The organism is Flexivirga oryzae (genome assembly GCF_014190805.1).
GTDB lineage: Bacteria > Actinomycetota > Actinomycetes > Actinomycetales > Dermatophilaceae > Flexivirga > Flexivirga oryzae.
Window position 1 is genome coordinate 2,504,417 of sequence record NZ_JACHVQ010000001.1, and the last position, 17,995, is coordinate 2,522,411.

A 17,995-nucleotide genomic window follows, 5' to 3' on the forward strand; every position below is an offset into this window, starting at 1 on the left:
GAACCCGCCGGACCGGGCGGGCCCGGTGTTGCCGAACCCGCCCGGTGTCGGTCGTGCGGGTGGCTCAGCGCGGGAAGGTCGGCAGCACCGTCCGCTTGAACGTGAAGTTCGCGACCGTGGCGAACGACGCGTACCAGGCGGCGATCGCCGTCACGATGCCCACGTAGCCGCCGGTCTTGGTCAGCCCGCTGCTCGTGCCGAACTCACCGAAGGCCAGCAGGAAGTAGGTGATGGTCAACAGGATGAACACCACCAGGACCGCACCACTCGTCCGGACGGCCGCAACCGTCATGTAGAGGGTGAAGATGCCCCAGGCCAGCAGATAGAGGCCGAGGCCCTTGTTGACGTCGGCGCCGGCACCGGACAGGTCGGTGTGACCGGTCAGCCACCAGAAGGAGATCCAGAAGGCGCCATACGAACAGAACGCGGTGGCACCGAAGGTGTTGCCCTTGGCGAATTCCCACAGACCCGCAGCGAGCTGGGCGATGCCGCCGTAGGCGAAGGCGAGGCCGAAGACGACCGGCTCCACCTTGTCGGGCACGATGCCGGCGTTCACGACGCTCAGCACGAACGTGGTCAGCGCGAAACCACCGAGGCCGAGCGCCGCGGGATCGGCGAGGTGCGAGCCCGGTGCCGGGCTTTTGGTCAACTCGGACATGGAAGGACTCCTGATGTCGTCGGAAGTGGACGGCGTTCGCCGCCGTTTCGCACGCTAGTGCGGACCTCGGAGTCTTCGTCAGCGGTTGGATCGGTGATGATGTGAGCGGGGTCACATGGTCGCCGGGCGTCGATCGTCGCGTCGGTGAGCGGTCGGTCTGCCGGGCTGAACGGTCGGCCGGGACGAGCGGTCCGGGTCGAAGCTCCCGCGGTCCAGATCGAGGTGCTCCGGGGTGTGCAGTCGCACCATCGTGCGCATCACACCGGGCGGCCGCCGGTCGGCGGTGGCGAGGGAGACCACGATCATCACGGCGAGCGCCAGCGGCGTCGTCCACGCCGCCGGCTGGGCGAGCAACGGACCGGCGACACCTGGCGCGTGATAGCCGGCGAGCGCCGCGACCACGGCGATGGTGCAGGTCACGCCGCCGACGACCAGACCGGTGATGGCGCCGGGTGCGGTCAGCCCGCGCCACCAGATGCCGAGCAGCAGCAGCGGGCAGAACGTCGAGGCCGCCACCGCGAAGGCGAGCTCGACGGCCCGCGCGACCGGCACCCCGCTGGAGGCCATCAGCAGCGCGAGCGTGAGGGACACCACCAGTGCCGTCGCGAGCCGGAAGTCCCGGACCGACTCCGAACGGCCGCGCAGCACGTCCTGACTGAGCACGCCGGCCACCGACACCGCCAGGCCGGAGGAGGTCGACAGGAACGCGGCGAACGCCCCGGCGCCGAGCAGACCCGTGAGCAGGTCGGCGCCGAATCCGTGCAGCACGTCGGTCGGTAACTCCAGCACGACCGCGTCGGTGCGCCCGGACTCGACCAGGCGGAAGCTGTAGATGCGGCCGAGCACGCCATACATCGTCGGCAGCAGGTAGAACACGCTGAGCAGGCCGAGCACCCCGAGGGTGGTGCGCCGCGCGGCACGGCCGTCGATGTTGGTGTAGAACCGGGCGACCACGTGCGGCAGGCCCATCGTGCCGAGGAACGTCGCGACCATCAGCGAGTAGACCAGGTAGGTCGCGTAGCGCCCTTGCATCGGTTCGACCCAGTCGGTCATGTGCAGCTGTGGCGGTGTCGCGCCGCCGGTGCGGCGCCAGTGCGCGAGCAGGACGGCGAGCGGGATGATCAGGGCGGTGAGCTTCAGCCAGTACTGGAAGGCCTGGGTGAGGGTGATCGAGCGCATCCCGCCGGACAGCACGATGACCAGCACGACGGCCGCGACCAGCACCGAGCCGGTCCAGGTGGGTGCGCCGACCAGGGTGCGCAGGGTCAGCCCGGCGCCCTGGAACTGCGGCAGCAGGTAGAGCACACCGATGAGGGCGACCACCACGCTGGACACCTTGCGGGCCGCCTGCGACTCCAGGCGCAGCTCGGCGAAGTCGGACAGCGTGTAGGCGCCCGAGCGGCGCAACGGTGCGGCGACCAGCACCAGCAGCACGAGGTAGCCGGCGGTCCAGCCGACGGAGTACCAGAGGGCGTCCGCGCCCTGCGCGAGGATCAGCCCGGCAGCGCCGAGGAACGAAGCGGCTGAAAGGTATTCGCCGCTGATCGCGGACGCGTTGACGACCGGGCCGACGCTGCGGGAGGCGACGTAGAAGTCGCTGGTGGTGCGCGACACGCGCACCCCGTAGACACCGATCGCCAGGGTGAACACCGACACCGTGAGGACCGCGACCAGTCCGACGCCGGCGTTCATGATCTGTCCAGCAGACGGGTGAACCCGGCCTCGTTGCGTTCGGCATACCGCACGTAGAACCAACCCAGTCCGAGCAGCACCGGATAGACCAGAACACCCAGCAGCAGCCACGGCAGGGGTATGCCGAGCACGTGCATCCGGCGGACCCCGGGTGCCACCTCGAAGATCAGCGGCAGGGCGCCCAGCGAGAGCGCGAGGAGCAGGAGGACCACGCCGGCCAGCCGCAGCTGGGCGCGCATCAGCGAGCGGAGCAACGCGTCGCCCAGCCGGGACTGAGCGTCGATCTCCTGGCTCATCGCCGTGACGTCGGGGGCGACGGTGCGCCGGCGCTCGACCCGGACCCGGCGACCCGGGGGCGTGGTCACGGCCCGCCCCCGCTCGCGCCGCGCAGCAGCACGTCCTTGAGCTCCCGGGCCCGGCGCCGGCTCACCTCCAGCTCGTGCCCGTCGATCACGACGATGCACCGCTGGTCGTGCTGACGCAGCTCGGTGATGTGCCGGGTGCTGACCAGGTAACTGCGGTGGATGCGCAGGAAACCCGCGTCCGCCCAGTCGCGTTCGAGGTTGCCGAGCGACAGCCGGACCAGGTGTGCCGCGCCGTCGGTGTGCAGTCGGACGTAGTCGCCGTGCGCCTCCACGAAGTGCACGTCGGACCTGCGGACGAAGCGGGTGACTCCCCCGAGCTCGACCGGGATGGTGGGGTCGGCCGGCTTCGGGGTGACCGGCGCGTCGTGGGCCAGCACCCGCCGTACGGCCTCCTGGACCCTCGCCTCCCGCACCGGCTTCAGCAGGTAGTCGACGACGTCCAGCTCGAACGCCTCGACGGCATGCGCGTCGTGCGCGGTCACGAACACCACGGCGGGTGGCCGCTCGAACCGCGCGAGCACCCGCGCCAGGTCGAGACCGCTGAGGCCCGGCATGGCGATGTCCAGGAAGACGGCGTCGAACAGCGTCGATTCCAGGGCACGCAGCGCCTCGACCCCGGATCCGACAGCCTCCACCGAGGCAACCGGCTCGAGCTGCTCGATCATGTAGGCCAGCTCGCCGCGCGCCGGGGGCTCGTCGTCGACGACGAGCACCCGCAGGTGGTCCGGCATGTCACCCACCATAGTGAGTCGCCCCGTCGGCCGCGTGCGTTCGGGCGGCGAACCGCGGCACGTGCATCAGCACCCGGGTGCCGGCACCCGGCGCGGTCTCCACGACCAGGCCGTACTGTTCGCCGAACGTCGCGCGCAGCCGCATGTCGACGTTGGACAGGCCGACCGAGTCCGCCTGGGCGACCCCGTCGAGTGCCGCCTGGATCCGTTCGGGATCCTCACCAACGCCGTTGTCCTCCACCGAGATCCGCACGTCGGCGCCGTCGGACAGCGCCTCGACGACGATCTCGCCTGGGCCGGATTTGGGCTCCAGGCCGTGGCGCACGGCATTCTCGACGACCGGTTGCAGGGACAGGTAGGGCACCATCACCGTCAGGCAGTCGGGCGCGATCCGCAGGGTGACCCGCAGCCGGTCACCGAAGCGGGCCCGCTCCAGGGTGAGGTACTGCTCGATGGCCTGCAGCTCGTCGGCCAGCGCGGTGTATTCACCGCGCCGGCGGAACGAGTAGCGGGTGAAGTCGGCGAACTCCAGCAGCAGTTCACGGGCCCGGTCCGGATCGGTGCGCACGAACGCCGCGATGGTGGTGAGCGCGTTGTAGATGAAGTGCGGCGAGATCTGGGCACGCAGGGCGCGCAGCTCCGCCTCCACCAGGCCGGAGCGGCGCCGGTCCACCTCGGCCAGCTCGAGCTGGCCGCTCACCCAGTCAGCGACCTCGTGGGTCGCCTTGATCACCGGTGCGCCGGCCATGGTGACCACCGCGTGCAGCGTCCCCACCACGGAGCCGTCCACGACGAGCGGCACCGAGATCACGTCGCGCAGCCGGCAGCCGGGATCCTCGCAGCTGATCCTGTCCACCCGGGCCCGGCCGTCCTCGAAGGTCGTCATGGCCGCGGCCAGCACGTCGGCGCGATGCTCTTCGCCGTGGCCGTCCCAGCCGAGGACGCTGCGACCGTCGCTCAGCGCGACCGCCGGTGCGGTCAGCAGCGGGCGCAGCGAGCGGACGGCGCGTTCCGCGGAGGCCTCGGTCAGGCCCTCACGCAGCGGCCGGGCGGCGCGGTTGGCCTCGTGCAGGGTGCGTAGGGTCGCCCGGTCTGCCTCGCTGCCCATCCCGCGGTGCCGCCGCGCCCACCACCACAGGGCCGCGACCGGCAGGACGAGGAGCACGGCGATCGTCACCGCGACGCCCACGTTGTTCACGGCGACACGCTAGAGCACCGGTGCGCGCGGCGCCCGGCATACCACCGACACCCCCGCGACCGAAAGGAGCACAAAATGACCGAGCGGAGTGGAAAAACCAGTGGTTTATCCACTCCGCTCGGTGCGGATGTACTCCCCTCGGTCAGAGGGGGCGTATCAGATGCCGACCTTGAAGCGCAGGAAACCGGTGACCTCCGCGCCCGCCTCCTCGGCGACCTTGGCGACGGTCTTCTTGGAGTCCTTGGCGAACGGCTGCTCGAGCAGGACGTTCTCCTTGAAGTAGCCGTTGACGCGGCCCTCGATGATCTTCGGCAGGGCGGCCTCCGGCTTGCCCTCCTCCTTGGCGGTCGCCTCGGCGACGCGGCGCTCGTTCTCCACGGTCTCGGCCGGGATCTCCTCGCGGGCGAGGACGGTCGGGCTGAACGCCGCGACGTGCATCGCGATGTCACGGGCGATCGTCTCGTCGCCACCCTTGACCGCGACCAGGACGCCGATCTGCGCCGGCAGGTCGGGGCTGGTCTTGTGCAGGTAGGACACGACGGTCTCGCCCTCGAGGCGGCCCACGCGGCGGATCTCGATCTTCTCGCCGATGGTCGCACCGGCGCCCGCGACGAGGTCCTGCACGGTGCCGTCGTCGACGCTCGACGCGAGCAGGGCGTCGACGTCCGCGGCCTTGCTGGCCACGGCCTGGGCCAGCACCTGGTCGGCCAGCGCGATGAACTTCTCGCCCTTGGCGACGAAGTCGGTCTCGCAGTTGATCTCCAGCAGGGTGCCGACGCCGGTCTCGACCTGGGCGGCGACCAGGCCGTTGGCGGTGGTGCGGCCCTCGCGCTTGGTCACGCCCTTGAGGCCCTTGACCCGCAGGATCTCGGTGGCCTTGGCCTTGTCGCCGTCGGCCTCGTCGAGCGCCTTCTTGACGTCGAGCATGCCGGCACCGGTCTGCTCGCGCAGCGCCTTGATGTCAGCAGCGGTGTAGTTGGCCATGTGTGTGCTTCGCTCCTTCGCGAAAGTGGCAGTACAGAAAAGTTGTGGGAGGTATGGCGCCGCTGGCGCCATACACACTCCGGCGCGCCCGCCGGACCCCGACGCGCGGCCCGGCGCGGCGCGTCAGCGGATCAGGACTCGGCGATCTCTTCGGCGGCCTTCTCGGTGGCCTCGGCCACCGCAGCCTGCTCGGCCGGGTCGACGACGTCGGCGGCAGCGGTCGCGTCGGCGGCCTCCTTGACCGAGGTCGGACCGGTCTCGATGTCGGTCTTGTCGGCGGCGTCCTCGGAGGCGAGCAGCTCGCGCTCCCACTCGGCCATCGGCTCGGAGGCCTCGGCCTCGTCCGAACCGCCACCCGAGCGGGCGATCAGGCCCTCGGCCACGGCGTCGGCGACCACGCGGGTCAGCAGCGTGACGGAGCGGATCGCGTCGTCGTTGCCCGGGATCTTGTAGTCAACCTCGTCGGGGTCGCAGTTGGTGTCCAGGATCGCGATGACCGGGATGTTCAGCTTGCGCGCCTCGGTGACGGCGAGGTGCTCCTTCTTGGTGTCGACGACCCAGACGGCCGAGGGCACCTTGGCCATGTCGCGGATACCGCCGAGGGTGCGCTCCAGCTTGTCCTTCTCCCGCTTGAGGACCAGGAGCTCCTTCTTGGTGCGACCGGAGCCGGCGACGTCGGCGTAGTCGATCTCCTCGAGCTCCTTGAGCCGCGCGAGACGCTTGTGGACGGTGTTGAAGTTGGTCAGCATGCCGCCGAGCCAGCGGTGGTTGACGTAGGGCATGCCGACGCGGGTGGCCTGCTCCTGGATCGACTCCTGCGCCTGCTTCTTGGTGCCGACGAACAGGATCGTGCCGCCGTGGGCCACGGTCTGCTTGATGAACTCGAACGCGTCGTTGATGTAGGTCAGCGACTGCTGCAGGTCGATGATGTAGATGCCGTTGCGCTCGGTGAGGATGAAGCGCTTCATCTTGGGGTTCCAGCGACGGGTCTGGTGCCCGAAGTGGACGCCGCTCTCGAGGAGCTGGCGGGTCGTGACGACGGCCATGCCGAAGTCCTTTCTGATATGGGTTTCCAGTTGTCTTCACGCATGTCGTCGGTATGACGCACACGCAAACCTGGCGCCCCGATGGGTCCGGACCGACCCGCTCCCCGAGGAGAACCGGCCGGACTGACGGACCCACCCCGGCATACACCGGCGTGAGACGCGCGAATTCGACCCAGTGGTGACACTGGGCCGTGGCAACAGTCTACGGGCACCGGCACCGGCAGCGAAATCGGGCGGTCGCGAGGGCCTCTACCGACGCGCGGCGCGGGCGCGGGCCGCGTCGTTCCGGGGCGGGTCTAGCGTGACAGGTCTATGGACACGCAGCTGATCGACCGCATGCAGGGCTTCGGCGCCACGATCTTCGGGGAGATGTCGGCCCTGGCCGCACGCACCGGCGCCATCAACCTCGGGCAGGGCTTCCCGGACACCGACGGCCCGACGCAGGTGCTGGAGGCGGCCCGGCGCGCCATCGCGGACGGCCGCAACCAGTATCCGCCGGCGCGCGGCATACCCGAACTGCGCGCAGCGATCGCCGCGCACCAGCGCCGCTTCTACGACCTGAGCATCGACGCCGACACCCAGGTGCTGGTCACCGTGGGCGCGACCGAGGCGATCGCGTCGGCCGTGCTCGCGCTGTGTGAGCCGGGTGACGAGGTGGTCACCTTCGAGCCCTACTACGACTCGTATGCCGCGACGATCGCGCTGGCCGGAGCCGTCCGCCGGACCAGTCCGCTGCGCTTCCCGGACTTCGCGATCGACGAGGAGTCGTTGCGGGCGGCGTTCTCGGACAAGACCCGCCTGGTGCTGCTCAACACCCCGCACAACCCGACCGGGAAGGTGTTCACCCGGGCCGAGCTGGAGCTGATCGCTGGCTTGGCCCGCGAGCACGACGCGATCGTGGTCACCGACGAGGTGTACGAGCACCTGGTCTTCGACGGCGGGCAGCACGTGCCGATGGCGACGCTGCCGGGGACGTTCGACCGGACGATCACGATCAGTTCGGGGGGCAAGACGTTCGCGGCGACCGGGTGGAAGGTCGGCTGGCTGAGCGGTCCGGCGGAGCTAGTGACGGCCTGCGCGACCGTCAAGCAGTTCCTGACGTATGTCGGCAGCGGCCCCTTCCAGCCCGCGATCGCGACCGGCCTCGGCCTGCCGGACGAGGTGTTCACGTCGCTGGCGCACACCCTGCAGGACGGGCGCGACATCCTGACCCGCGGTCTGCGCGAGGCCGGGCTGGCGGTCAGCGAGCCGCAGGCGACGTACTTCGCGATCGCCGACGTGTCGTCGGTCGGTGCGACCGACGCGCTGGAATTCTGTTGGCAGTTGCCGGAACTCGTGGGTGTCGTCGGTGTGCCGGTGTCGGTCTTCTGCGACGATCCCGAGCTGGGCCGGACGTTGGTCCGTTTCGCGTTCTGCAAGCGTCCGGAGGTGCTGACCGAGGCCGCGACCCGGCTCGCCCGCCTCGCCGCCCCGACCCCCTGAACCGCTCACCCCCTTGCCGAAAGGCTCAGCAACGCGCGACAGGCTCAGCAAATTGGCCCTTCGCGGCGCGGTGTTTCTGGGCCCGTGAGCATTTGCTGGGCCTCTCGGCAAGAGGGGGTACGTGGCGGGGACGAGTCCACAGCCCCGCGGGTGGCCGGGCAGTGTCCACAGGCGCGGCTGCGGCCACTGGTCCGGCGGGAGGCCGCGGCGCAGCCTGCGGACATGAGCAATGTGTGGCGCGCCGTGGCCGCCTTCGTCGCGGCAGCCGGTGCGGCGCTCGGTGGCGGGTCCGCTGCTCCTCCGGTCAGCCTTGACCCGACACCGGCAGACGGTTTCCGGTGGCCGCTGCACCCGAAACCGCAGGTGCTGCGACCGTTCGAGGCGCCGCCGCAGCCGTGGGCCGCGGGGCACCGGGGCGCCGATCTCGCGGGGTCGGTCGGCCAACCGGTGCTCGCGGCGGGTGCCGGCACGGTGTCCTTCTCGGGCGTGATCGCTGGTCGCGGCGTGATCGCCGTACAGCACGCCGGAGGGCGGCGGACTACCTACGAGCCGGTGACCGATCGGGATCCCACGGGCACCGTCGAGGCGGCCGGCGACCGCATCGCCACCCTGGCGGCCGGAGACCACTGCGGGGACAGACCGTGCCTGCACTGGGGACTGCTGGTCGGCCCGAACAACTATCGAGATCCGTTGTCGCTGCTGGAGTTTCGACCGGTGCGGCTGCTTCCTCTCGGCTGACCGACCCGATCGGCGGGTCTCAGGCCTTACCGGCGGCGTTCGGCCGCTTCGGCCACGGCCACGCCTTGCACCCCTGCAGGCCGAGCGTCTGCTGCTGCATCACCGGGGCGTAGGCGCCCTTCTTCGAGCACAACTGGTGCCCGTGGCCCAGCGCATGGCCGACCTCGTGGTTGACCATGTACTCGCGATAGGTGCCGAGCTGGCCCTTGAAGTAGACGACGCCTTTCATCCACAGCTTGTAGTTGAGGACGACGTGGGCGCTGGTGTCGCACGAGGTGTCACCGTGGGTGGGCAACGGGGCGCAGAGTTTGTTGACCTCTTTCGGGCTCGCGACGAGCACCCGCATCTGTGGCTTGGTGCCCTTGGCCACCTGGTGCGGTGTGACCTGGACGAACCGCACCTGGTCGACGCCCTGCCAGCCGCGCCGGTCCAGCAGCGCACTGCCGAACGCCTTGGCGACGTCAGCGGTGTCGGCGTGCATGCCGCCCTCGATCTGCAGCGAATAGGTAACCACCCGTCCGGTCTTGACCGTCGTCGTTTCGGGGACCGTCACGGCCGTGAACTTGCCGTTGCCCTGGGCCGGCACGGACACCGGCTTCGCGGTGGACGTTCTGCTCGCGGGCTTCGTCGACGTCGCGGTGCTCGACGCCGTGGTGCTCGACGCCGTGGTGCTCGGCGTCGCCGAACTCGAGGCGGATGTCGTGGCGGTGGCGGACGGTGCGGTGGCCGAACCTGGAGCCGGTGTGGTCGCGGCCGGCGATCCCGCCGCCGACTGGCCGCGGCCGTACAGCAGGTAGCCGGACAGTGCGCTGGCCAGCGCGAGTACGACGACGACCGCGATGACCGTCCGCATCAACCGGGCCTGGCGCTGTCGCCGCGCCTCCGCCGCGGAGATGTGCCGTGGAGGGGGCAGGGGGCCCTGCCGGTGCGCGCCACCGGTACGGCGATCCCGTCGCATCTCGGGCGGACGCCCGCCCGATCCGAGGTCAGGCACGGGGATGCGCCTGGGCGAAGGTGCGGCGCAGCCGCTCGACGGACACGTGCGTGTAGACCTGGGTGGTGGCCAGGCTCGCGTGGCCGAGCAGCTCTTGCACCAGGCGTATGTCGGCTCCGCCCTCGACCAGGTGCGTTGCCGCGCTGTGCCGCAGTCCGTGCGGACCGAGGTCCGGGGCGCCGGGGGTTTCGCGCAGCAGCCGGTGCACGACCTCGCGGACCACGCGGGGGTCGACCCGTCGCCCTCGGGCACCGAGGAAGAGTGCCGGCCCGGACGCGGCGGCGACCAGCTTGGGCCGGCCGGCCTGCAGCCAGGTGTCCAGCGCCTCGACGGCCGGCCGCCCGAAGGGTACGGTCCGCTCCTTGTCGCCCTTGCCGATGACCCGCATGACACGTTCGGACCGGTCGACGTCGTCGATGTCGAGGCCGACCAGCTCGGCGACCCGGATCCCACTGGCGTACAGCAGTTCCAGCATCGCCCGGTCCCGCAGGTGCACCGGGTCGGCGTCGTCGGCCGCGACGGCGGCCACGTCGAGCAGGGCGCTGGCCTGGTCCTGTCGCAGCACTTCCGGCAGGGTCTTCACCCGCTTCGGGGCCACCAGCCGCTGGGCCGGGTTCGTGGTGATCTCGCCGGCGCGCTGCGCCCAGCCGAAGAAGCCTCGTGCGGCCGCGGACCGGCGTGCGAGGGTCGCCCGGCTCGCGCCCGCTGCGTCGAGCCCGGCGAGCCAGGACCGCAGGTCCGCCAGCGTGACGTCGTCCCAGGACGTGACGCCGCTGTCGGCGAGGCGGTCGGCCAGATCGCGCAGGTCCGTGAGGTAGCCGCGGACGGTGTGCGGTGACCGCCCTCGCTCGGAACGCAGGTGTCGCTCGTACCCGGCGATCACCGGCTCCTGGAGTAGCGCGCTCGAACTTGTCACGACACCCACAGGCTAGCCCGGGGTCGGCTCGACCGAGTGCGACCAACACGCCGGTGCCGCGCGTCAGCTTGCGTGGCCCGGGGTGCGTCGCCACCCGGACTCGATCCGCTCGACGAGTCGTGCGGCGTGCAACGCGGCCAGCCCGCGGGTCACTTCGCGAGCGCTGAGTCCGGCACTGATCGCCAGCTTCTCGGCCGTCGTCCCCCGCACGACCGGCATCGCGTCGAGCAACCGGCGGTCGGACTCCTCCAGCGCGTCGAACAGCGTCGGCGCTGCACGCTTCGGCTCGGCGAGGTCGGCGCCGATCGCACCGAAGAGCTCTGCGCAATCGTCGACATCGGTCACCAGGGTCGCGCCGCAGTCACGGATCAACTGGTGTGGACCCGCACTGGCCGGACTCGTCACCGGTCCGGGCACGGCCGCGAGCAATCGACCGATCCGGGATGCCGCGGTGGCCGTCGAGCGCGATCCGCTGCGCAGCCCGGCCTCGACCACCAGGGTCCCCGGTGTCAGCGCCGCGATCAACCGGTTGCGCGACAGGAAACGCTGCTTCTGCGGTGCGAACCCGGGCGGCAACTCGGTGACGACGGCACCGGCCTGCTCGATCTGCCGCAACAACCCGGCGTTCGCCGCTGGGTAGGCGATGTCGATGCCGCAGGCCATGGCGGCGAAGGTGCGGCCACCGGCCGCGAGCGCACCGCGGTGACTGGCCGTGTCGATCCCGTGCGCACCACCGGACACGACGGTGAAGCCACGGCTGCTCAACCCGTAGGCGAGCTCCCCCGCCACCTGGGTGCCGTACGGCGTGGCGGCCCGTGCCCCGACCATCGAGATGCTGCGCTCGCACGACTCGCCGAGTGTTGCCTGACCGGCGATCCACAGACAGAACGGTGGGTGCTCCAAATCGTTGAGCCCGCAAGGCCATTCGGCGTCCCCTGGTATGACGATCCGCGCCCCGACCTCCTCGGTCCGGGCGACGATGCCGTCGACCCGAAGTTGCTCGGCCCGGGCGACGGCTCGACCGAAGGCGCCGCCCTCGTTGGACCGCACAAGGTCCCAGGCGGTGAACGGATCGAGTCCACGCAACCGTGGCAGCATCGTCCTGTCCTCGGGCTCGACGGTCGCGGCCAGCGCGATCCGTACCGCCAACTGCGCATCCCGGCTTCCCCGCAGCGCCGTGACCGGCCCCCGTTGCTCGTTCATGCTGCCGCACTTCCTGCCCGCAGCCCGCGGGCTTCCTCGACCTGCCGGAAACCGGGTTGTTCGGCACCGTCCAGATCGCCGATCGTCCAGGCGACCCGCAGACAGCGGTCGTAGCCACGCAGCGTCAACTGGCCGAGCTCCATCGCACGATCCAGACCGCGCGTCACGTCGCCGGGTAGCCGCCACGGGCTGGATCGCAGCACCGCACCCGGCACCTCGCTGTTGCGTGCGAAGCCGATCGGTGCCCAGCGCTTCGCCTGCCGGCGCCGGGCGTCCACCACCCGCGCGGCCACCTGGGCGGTGGACTCGCCACGCGGTCCGGCCAGGGAGGCTCGGGTCACCGGAAGCATGGTCAGCTGGACGTCGACCCGGTCCAGCAGCGGGCCGGACATCCGGCCGAGGTAGTCGCGCCGCCGTTGCGGCGCACACGTGCACTTCGAACCCTTCCCGTAGTTCTGACCGCACGGACACGGGTTCGCGGCCAGCACCAGCTGGAACCGTGCGGGGAACGTGACGACCTGGTCGGCACGGGCAACCTGCACGACACCGGACTCCAGCGGCTGGCGCAGCGCGTCGAGCACGTCGCGGCGGAACTCGGGACACTCATCGAGAAACATCACGCCGCGATGCGCACGCGAGACCGCGCCGGGACGCACCCGACCCGACCCGCCGCCGACCACCGCAGGCATCGACGCTCCGTGGTGCGGCGCCACGAACGGCGGCCGGTCGATCAGCACCTGCTCCGGCAACGCGCCCAGGACCGAGTGGATCGCGGTCACCTCCAGCGCCTGCTCCCGGGTCAGCGGTGGCAACAACCCGGGGAGCCGCTCGGCGATCATCGTCTTGCCGGCGCCCGGCGGCCCGATCATCGCCAGATGGTGCCCGCCGGCCGCTGCGACCTCCAGCGCGTAGCGAGCCTCCGCCTGACCGACCACGTCCGCAAGGTCGGGCACCCGGCCCACGACCTGCACGGGCTCGGGCACCGGCGGCGGCTCGGGCAACGGCCTCCTCCTGGCCAGTGCCTGGTAGCGCCGGACGAGGGCACCCAGGGAGTCGACCGGCACGACCTCGATGTCCGGCACGAGTGCGGCCTCCGCGGCGTTCGCGACCGGCACTACCACCTGCCGCGCACCCGCGTCGACCGCGGCCAGCACGGCAGGCAGCACCCCCGGTATGGCGCGCACGGTCCCGTCCAGCCCCAGCTCCCCCACGTGGACGGTGGTCGCGACCAGGTCCGCCTCGATCGTCCCGCCCGAGACCAGCACCGCCACTGCGATCGCCAGATCGAAACCGGACCCCTGTTTCGGCAGCGACGCCGGTGACAGGTTCACGGTGAGGCGCTGCTTCGGCAGGTCCAGCTCGCAGTTGTTCGCCGCCGCCCGGATCCGGTCGGGCGCCTGCTTGCACGCGGCGTCCGGCATACCGCTCACGATGAACTTCGGCAGGCCGGGTGACACGTCCGCCTCCACCTCGACCAGCCGTCCGTGGATGCCCCACACCGCGACGCTGCGGGTCCTCCCGAGCGTCATGCCACGTCTCGCAGGTGCTCGATGGACAACGGCGCACCGGGCGGTGCGAGCACGCCGATGACGTCGATGCGCACGCTCGCCGTCCCGACCGGATGGTCGGCCAGCCAGCGCGCCGCCAGCACCCGCAACCGGCGCGCCTTCACCGGCGTCACCGCCTCGACCGCCCTGCCGAACAGCTCCGATCGACGGGTCTTGACCTCGACGACCACGAGACAGTCACCGACGTCGTCCAACGCGACGATGTCGATCTCGCCCTCGCGGCAGCGCCAGTTGCGCTCGATGACGGTCAGCCCCTGCAACTGCAGGTAGCGCGCCGCCTCCTCCTCACCGAGCCGGCCGAGCTCCCTCCGGTCCGGTCGGCGTGCCTCGCGAGCCCGTCCACCGGGCGGCTGCGTCGATGCCATCGGACATCACCTCCGGCACCCAGCCTCCGGTGCACGGCATACAACTGACCATGACTCCACACCTCAGGTGTGGACGGCGGATGGGGATGTGTACAGCCCGGACCGACTCAGTCCGGAAGCTCGATCTCCCGCGGCGGCAGCTCCTCGACGTTGACGTCCTTGAACGTGATCACCCGCACGTTCTTGACGAACCGTGCGGTGCGGTAGACGTCCCACACCCACGCGTCGTTCATCCGCACGTCGAAGTAGACGCCGGCGCCCTCCCCGCGCACCTGCAGGTCGACGTCGTTGCACAGGTAGAAGCGACGCTCGGTCTCCACCACATGGCTGAACAGCCCCACCACGTCGCGATATTCGCGGTAGAGGGCCAGCTCCTGCTCGGTCTCGAACTTCTCCAGGTCCTCAGCGGACATTCACCTGCTCCTTCCCTGGCGCTGCTGCGTCCACGCTACCCGCCGCAGCTGGCGACGGGACGGCCGCATCACCGCTGAACGGGTGCCACGATCGACGGTGCAGCTCGCACGGTCCGTGGACCTTGATCGCGGCCAGATGGTTCGGCGCCGAATACCCCTTGTTGCCCGCCCAGTTGTAGTGCGGGAAGTCGTCGTGGAAGGCCACCAGCATCCCGTCCCGCTCGACCTTGGCGAGCACCGACGCGGCCGCGACGGACGAGCACTTCATGTCCGCCTTGATCATCGTCGTGACCGGCGGGGTGCGCGGTCCGTCGCAGATCAGCCCGAGCAACCCGTCCCGTTCCGGGTCGGTGAGCCAGTCGTGGTTGCCGTCCAGCACCACCAGGTCGGGTATGACGTGCAGCAGCTCGAGCGCCCGCGTGCCCGCGAGGCGCAGCGCGGCCATGATGCCGATGGTGTCGATCTCGGCGGCGCTCGCGTGCCCCACGGCGTAGTCGGTCGCCCAGCGACGCACCGCGGGCACCATCCGCTCCCGGGCGGCCGGCGACAGCAGTTTGGAGTCCTTCACCCCCTGCGGCACGGTCCGGGTGTGCTCGTCGATGACCACGACACCGACCGACACCGGCCCGGCGAGCGCCCCGCGGCCGACCTCGTCCATCCCGGCGATCAGCCGGTAGCCGTCGCGTTGCAGCGAGCGCTCGACCCGCAGGCTGGGTTTGCTGCTGCGCGGCGCGGTGCTACGGCGGGTGGTGCGGGCGGTCACGACGGGTCAGGCACCTTCGCGAACACGCTGCTGTAGTCCTTCAGTGCGTGGATCCGGCTGATCGGCCACGCGATCGCCACGACCTGGCCGGTGATGTCCGACATCGGCACGGACCCCAGCTTGCCGTCGCTGTTGCCGTCGTGCATCCGCGAGTCGGCCGAGTCGTTGCGGTTGTCGCCCATCACCCAGACCTTGTCCTTCGGGACGGTGATGTTGAACGGGATGGTGCTGGGCACGCTGCCCTGGTCGATGTAGGGCTCGGTGATCTCGACACCGTTGACCGTCAGCTTGCCGTCCTTGGTGCAGCACTTGACGTGGTCACCCGGCATGCCGATGATCCGTTTCACGACGTGCTCGCCGCCGCCGGGCAGCACCCCGACGAAGACCAGCGCGTCCGACACCGCCCGTTTCAGGGTCGAGGAGTGCTGCGGTGTCGATCCCCAGGTCTTCGGGTCCTCGAAGACGATGACGTCGCCGCGGTGCAGCGGGGAGTGCTGCGGCGTGAACTTGCTGACGATGATCCGGTCACCGACGTCCAGCGTGCTCTCCATCGACTGCGACGGGATGTAGAACGGCTGGGCCAGGAAGGTCTTCACCAGGAAGCTGAGCGTCAACGCGATCGCCACGATCACCACGAGTTCCCGGGTGAAGGCCCACCGCGACTTGCCCTTCGGCAGCCGGGTGTCCTCGGGTATGGCGCCCGGCGGCAACGCGTCGTCGGACGCAGCCGGCTCGCCGGCAGGCGTCGCGGCCGCGTCGCGGTCCTGACTCGTCGCCGCACCCTCCGTCGTCGGGTCCGGCGATTCGCCCTGGGTCTGATGAGTCACTCGCTGCGCTCGCTCACGGTTTGGGCACCTTGTCGAATGTCGAGGGGTAGTTGCTCAGCCAGCCCATCCGGTTGACGGGCCAGACGATCATGTCTGTCCGGCCGATGATGTCCGACTCCGGCACCGAACCGGTGCGACCGGTGCCGTCGTCGTGGAAGCGCGAGTCGGAGGAGTCACCTCGGTTGTCCCCCATCACCCACACCCGGCCGGACGGGACGGTCACCGAGAAGGTCTTCTGGTCGGTGCCGCCGCCTGGGTAAATATAGGGCTCGGAGAGGCCGACACCGTTGACCGTGATCTGTCCGCGCGTGTTACAGCACTTCACGTGGTCGCCGGGCAGCCCGATGACCCGCTTGATGAGGTCGTTGTCGCCGGACGGGTAGAGCCCGATCCACTGCAGCACCGACGTCACCGCGCCGGACACGCCGGTCCGTTTCGCGTTCGGTTCCTGCAGCCAGTGGTCGGGGTCGTGGAAGACGATGATGTCGCCGCGTTTGAGGGCGAACGGGCCGGGCGTGAACTTGGAGACCACGACCCGGTCGCCGGGCACCAGGGTGTTCTCCATCGACTCTGACGGGATCCAGAACGACTGCGCCACGAAGGTTTTGATCAGCAGTGACAGCACCAGCGCCACCACCACGACGATGGCGGTCTCGCGCAGCATGCGTCCGGCGCGCCTGCCCGGCGTGCTCGCCCGGCGCTCCCGCTGTGCCACCCGGGCCGCGGTCCGTTCCCCGGCACCGGACGCCGAGGACGTCGACGGCGCACCGGAACCCGTCGGCGCACGGGGCAGCCGGATCGCGTCGGGTGGCCCCGACGGTGCGTCGCCGTCGGTGGAAACCCCGTCTCGGTGGTCGGTCACGTCGGCAGTCTCCCCCACGAACCTAAGGGCCAGTAGCGCAGGACCACCTTGCCGACGATGTCGTCGACCGGAACCATGCCACCACCGGGATCACCCAGGTGCGATCGCGAGTCGTCGGACGCGACCCGGTTGTCGCCCATCACGAACACGTGCCCCGCCGGCACCCGCACGGAGAACGGTTCGTTGCTGGCCGTCATACCCTTGGCGAGGAACGGCTCGGCACGCACCGTGCCGTTGATCCGCAGCCGCCCGTCGTGCCCGACCGCCACCGTGTCACCGGGCAGGCCGATCACCCGCTTGACGTACAACGTCTCCCCCAGATGTATGCCGAGCACGTCGCCGACGGACCGCAGCAGGCCCGCGAGACCCGACGGTGGCACGTCCCCGGGGTGGGTGAAGACGTCGGTGGCGTCGAAGACGATCACGTCGTCGCGGGCGACGTCGTGCGCGTGCACCTTGTCGACCAGGATGCGGTCGCCGCGCCACAGCGTGGGCTGCATCGAACCGGACGGCACGGTGAACGTCTCCAGCACCAGTCCGTGCAGCACCGCGACGGCCGCCAGCACGGCCAGGGCGCCGATCAGCCAGCGCCGGCGGCGCCGCAGCCGCCGACCCGACCCCGCTGCTCGCGGAGGGTATGCCGAAGGCGTGGAGTCCTCCGCAGAGGGCTCCACGCCTTCGGTCATGCGTGCAGGGAGCGTGCTCAGGCCTGCTTGGCGGCAGGCGTCTCGCGCTTCTCCTTGATCTTGGCGGCCTTGCCGCGCAGCTCACGCAGGTAGTAGAGCTTGGCGCGACGGACGTCACCGCGGGTGGCGACCTCGATCTTCTCGATGACCGGGGTGTGCACCGGGAAGGTGCGCTCGACACCCACACCGAAGCTCACCTTGCGGACGGTGAACGTCTCGCCGATCCCGCCACCGTGACGGCGGATGACCACGCCCTGGAAGATCTGGACACGGGAGCGGTTGCCCTCGACGACCTTGACGTGCACCTTGACGGTGTCGCCGGCGCGGAACTCGGGGATGTCGCTGCGCAACGAGGCAGCGTCGAGCTCATCGAACTTGTGCATGGTGATGCTTCTTCCTGCAGGCGCCGCAGGTCGCCCGCGTTCCGTGGATCGGGTGCACCGTCCGGACAAGGAGCCACATGCCTCGGTGAATCGTTCACCGTCGCACTCCCCCTGCGGCGGG

General features: G+C 70.4%; 21 protein-coding genes. 3 read left to right on the plus strand and 18 right to left on the minus strand.

What is annotated here, in order from left to right; genetic code table 11:
- Positions 1-64 precede the first annotated feature (64 nt).
- The 7 genes from FHU39_RS11820 to rpsB all read right to left on the minus strand — a co-directional run bounded on the left by FHU39_RS11820 (position 65) and on the right by rpsB (position 6,674).
- Positions 65-658, minus strand: a complete 594-nt coding sequence (locus tag FHU39_RS11820) for an acetate uptake transporter (RefSeq protein WP_183320550.1) — start codon at positions 656-658, stop codon at positions 65-67.
- Positions 659-769: 111 nt separating this feature from the next.
- Positions 770-2,350 carry a sodium/solute symporter gene (locus FHU39_RS11825; RefSeq protein ID WP_183320551.1) on the minus strand — a complete coding sequence of 527 codons (1,581 nt, stop codon included), beginning with the start codon at positions 2,348-2,350 and terminating at the stop codon, positions 770-772.
- Positions 2,347-2,715 (minus strand): hypothetical protein, encoded by a 369-nt coding sequence (locus tag FHU39_RS11830; RefSeq protein WP_183320553.1) that lies wholly within the window; start codon positions 2,713-2,715, stop codon positions 2,347-2,349. The genes FHU39_RS11825 and FHU39_RS11830 overlap by 4 nt, the downstream gene beginning before the upstream one ends.
- Positions 2,712-3,446 (minus strand): LytR/AlgR family response regulator transcription factor, encoded by a 735-nt coding sequence (locus FHU39_RS11835; protein WP_221185243.1) that lies wholly within the window; start codon positions 3,444-3,446, stop codon positions 2,712-2,714. Before FHU39_RS11835 ends, FHU39_RS11830 begins: the two co-directional genes overlap by 4 nt.
- A 1-nt stretch (position 3,447) precedes the next feature.
- Positions 3,448-4,644 carry a sensor histidine kinase gene (locus FHU39_RS11840; RefSeq protein WP_343065839.1) on the minus strand — a complete coding sequence of 399 codons (1,197 nt, stop codon included), beginning with the start codon at positions 4,642-4,644 and terminating at the stop codon, positions 3,448-3,450.
- Positions 4,645-4,800: 156 nt separating this feature from the next.
- On the minus strand, positions 4,801-5,628 hold the full coding sequence (gene tsf / locus FHU39_RS11845) for a translation elongation factor Ts (protein WP_183320556.1): 828 nt from the start codon (positions 5,626-5,628) through the stop codon (positions 4,801-4,803).
- Between the two features lie 131 nt (positions 5,629-5,759).
- Positions 5,760-6,674 carry a 30S ribosomal protein S2 gene (gene rpsB / locus FHU39_RS11850; protein ID WP_183320558.1) on the minus strand — a complete coding sequence of 305 codons (915 nt, stop codon included), beginning with the start codon at positions 6,672-6,674 and terminating at the stop codon, positions 5,760-5,762.
- 312 nt (positions 6,675-6,986) lie between these two features.
- Here rpsB and FHU39_RS11855 point away from each other — a divergent pair, with 312 nt between their 5' ends.
- Together FHU39_RS11855 and FHU39_RS11860 are read left to right on the plus strand one after the other, a co-directional pair.
- Positions 6,987-8,156: a pyridoxal phosphate-dependent aminotransferase gene (locus tag FHU39_RS11855; protein ID WP_183320560.1), complete on the plus strand. Its 1,170-nt coding sequence runs from the start codon at positions 6,987-6,989 to the stop codon at positions 8,154-8,156.
- 222 nt (positions 8,157-8,378) lie between these two features.
- Complete coding sequence (locus FHU39_RS11860) at positions 8,379-8,894, plus strand: M23 family metallopeptidase (RefSeq protein WP_183320561.1); 516 nt, start codon at positions 8,379-8,381, stop codon at positions 8,892-8,894.
- Positions 8,895-8,913: 19 nt separating this feature from the next.
- Here FHU39_RS11860 and FHU39_RS11865 read toward each other — a convergent pair whose 3' ends face one another.
- A complete protein-coding gene (locus tag FHU39_RS11865) occupies positions 8,914-9,447 on the minus strand; it encodes a DUF3152 domain-containing protein (RefSeq protein ID WP_183320563.1) in 534 nt (177 codons plus the stop codon).
- Between the two features lie 4 nt (positions 9,448-9,451).
- Between FHU39_RS11865 and FHU39_RS11870 the strand changes: the two genes are divergently transcribed.
- A complete protein-coding gene (locus FHU39_RS11870) occupies positions 9,452-9,691 on the plus strand; it encodes a hypothetical protein (RefSeq protein WP_183320565.1) in 240 nt (79 codons plus the stop codon).
- 189 nt (positions 9,692-9,880) lie between these two features.
- Here FHU39_RS11870 and FHU39_RS11875 read toward each other — a convergent pair whose 3' ends face one another.
- The 10 genes from FHU39_RS11875 to rplS form a co-directional block, all read right to left on the minus strand.
- On the minus strand, positions 9,881-10,804 hold the full coding sequence (locus FHU39_RS11875; RefSeq protein ID WP_343065840.1) for a tyrosine recombinase XerC: 924 nt from the start codon (positions 10,802-10,804) through the stop codon (positions 9,881-9,883).
- Between the two features lie 63 nt (positions 10,805-10,867).
- On the minus strand, positions 10,868-12,007 hold the full coding sequence (gene dprA, locus FHU39_RS11880) for a DNA-processing protein DprA (RefSeq protein ID WP_183320568.1): 1,140 nt from the start codon (positions 12,005-12,007) through the stop codon (positions 10,868-10,870).
- Entirely contained in the window at positions 12,004-13,536 is a 1,533-nt protein-coding gene (locus tag FHU39_RS11885; RefSeq protein WP_183320570.1) for a YifB family Mg chelatase-like AAA ATPase, read from the minus strand. The genes dprA and FHU39_RS11885 overlap by 4 nt, the downstream gene beginning before the upstream one ends.
- The gene (locus FHU39_RS11890; protein WP_183320571.1) at positions 13,533-13,940 is read right to left on the minus strand and encodes a YraN family protein; all 408 of its coding nucleotides are present in this window, start codon (positions 13,938-13,940) and stop codon (positions 13,533-13,535) included. The genes FHU39_RS11885 and FHU39_RS11890 overlap by 4 nt, the downstream gene beginning before the upstream one ends.
- Before the next feature lie 107 nt (positions 13,941-14,047).
- The gene (locus FHU39_RS11895) at positions 14,048-14,353 is read right to left on the minus strand and encodes a DUF2469 domain-containing protein (RefSeq protein ID WP_183320573.1); all 306 of its coding nucleotides are present in this window, start codon (positions 14,351-14,353) and stop codon (positions 14,048-14,050) included.
- The gene (locus tag FHU39_RS11900; protein ID WP_343065841.1) at positions 14,343-15,116 is read right to left on the minus strand and encodes a ribonuclease HII; all 774 of its coding nucleotides are present in this window, start codon (positions 15,114-15,116) and stop codon (positions 14,343-14,345) included. Before FHU39_RS11900 ends, FHU39_RS11895 begins: the two co-directional genes overlap by 11 nt.
- Positions 15,113-15,943 carry a signal peptidase I gene (lepB, locus tag FHU39_RS11905; RefSeq protein WP_183320575.1) on the minus strand — a complete coding sequence of 277 codons (831 nt, stop codon included), beginning with the start codon at positions 15,941-15,943 and terminating at the stop codon, positions 15,113-15,115. The genes FHU39_RS11900 and lepB (FHU39_RS11905) overlap by 4 nt, the downstream gene beginning before the upstream one ends.
- Positions 15,944-15,956: 13 nt before the next feature.
- Positions 15,957-16,805, minus strand: coding sequence for a signal peptidase I (gene lepB, locus FHU39_RS11910; RefSeq protein ID WP_343065842.1), 849 nt, complete (start codon positions 16,803-16,805; stop codon positions 15,957-15,959).
- On the minus strand, positions 16,802-17,491 hold the full coding sequence (gene lepB / locus FHU39_RS11915) for a signal peptidase I (protein ID WP_183320576.1): 690 nt from the start codon (positions 17,489-17,491) through the stop codon (positions 16,802-16,804). The genes lepB (FHU39_RS11910) and lepB (FHU39_RS11915) overlap by 4 nt, the downstream gene beginning before the upstream one ends.
- Positions 17,492-17,508: 17 nt before the next feature.
- Positions 17,509-17,874 (minus strand): 50S ribosomal protein L19, encoded by a 366-nt coding sequence (gene rplS / locus FHU39_RS11920; protein ID WP_183320577.1) that lies wholly within the window; start codon positions 17,872-17,874, stop codon positions 17,509-17,511.
- Positions 17,875-17,995: the final 121 nt, after the last annotated feature.

What these genes read in the sequence shown, in the direction of transcription:
- tsf (WP_183320556.1), bottom strand. Translation starts at nt 5,628, where the DNA reads ATGGCCAACTACACCGCTGCTGACATCAAGGCGCTGCGCGAGCAGACC.
- dprA (WP_183320568.1), bottom strand. Translation starts at nt 12,007, where the DNA reads ATGAACGAGCAACGGGGGCCGGTCACGGCGCTGCGGGGAAGCCGGGAT.
- rpsB (WP_183320558.1), bottom strand. Translation starts at nt 6,674, where the DNA reads ATGGCCGTCGTCACGACCCGCCAGCTCCTCGAGAGCGGCGTCCACTTC.
- FHU39_RS11885 (WP_183320570.1), bottom strand. Translation starts at nt 13,536, where the DNA reads ATGACGCTCGGGAGGACCCGCAGCGTCGCGGTGTGGGGCATCCACGGA.
- FHU39_RS11825 (WP_183320551.1), bottom strand. Translation starts at nt 2,350, where the DNA reads ATGAACGCCGGCGTCGGACTGGTCGCGGTCCTCACGGTGTCGGTGTTC.
- FHU39_RS11860 (WP_183320561.1), top strand. Translation starts at nt 8,379, where the DNA reads ATGAGCAATGTGTGGCGCGCCGTGGCCGCCTTCGTCGCGGCAGCCGGT.
- lepB (WP_183320576.1), bottom strand. Translation starts at nt 17,491, where the DNA reads ATGACCGAAGGCGTGGAGCCCTCTGCGGAGGACTCCACGCCTTCGGCA.
- FHU39_RS11890 (WP_183320571.1), bottom strand. Translation starts at nt 13,940, where the DNA reads ATGGCATCGACGCAGCCGCCCGGTGGACGGGCTCGCGAGGCACGCCGA.
- FHU39_RS11855 (WP_183320560.1), top strand. Translation starts at nt 6,987, where the DNA reads ATGGACACGCAGCTGATCGACCGCATGCAGGGCTTCGGCGCCACGATC.
- FHU39_RS11835 (WP_221185243.1), bottom strand. Translation starts at nt 3,446, where the DNA reads ATGCCGGACCACCTGCGGGTGCTCGTCGTCGACGACGAGCCCCCGGCG.
- rplS (WP_183320577.1), bottom strand. Translation starts at nt 17,874, where the DNA reads ATGCACAAGTTCGATGAGCTCGACGCTGCCTCGTTGCGCAGCGACATC.
- FHU39_RS11895 (WP_183320573.1), bottom strand. Translation starts at nt 14,353, where the DNA reads ATGTCCGCTGAGGACCTGGAGAAGTTCGAGACCGAGCAGGAGCTGGCC.
- FHU39_RS11820 (WP_183320550.1), bottom strand. Translation starts at nt 658, where the DNA reads ATGTCCGAGTTGACCAAAAGCCCGGCACCGGGCTCGCACCTCGCCGAT.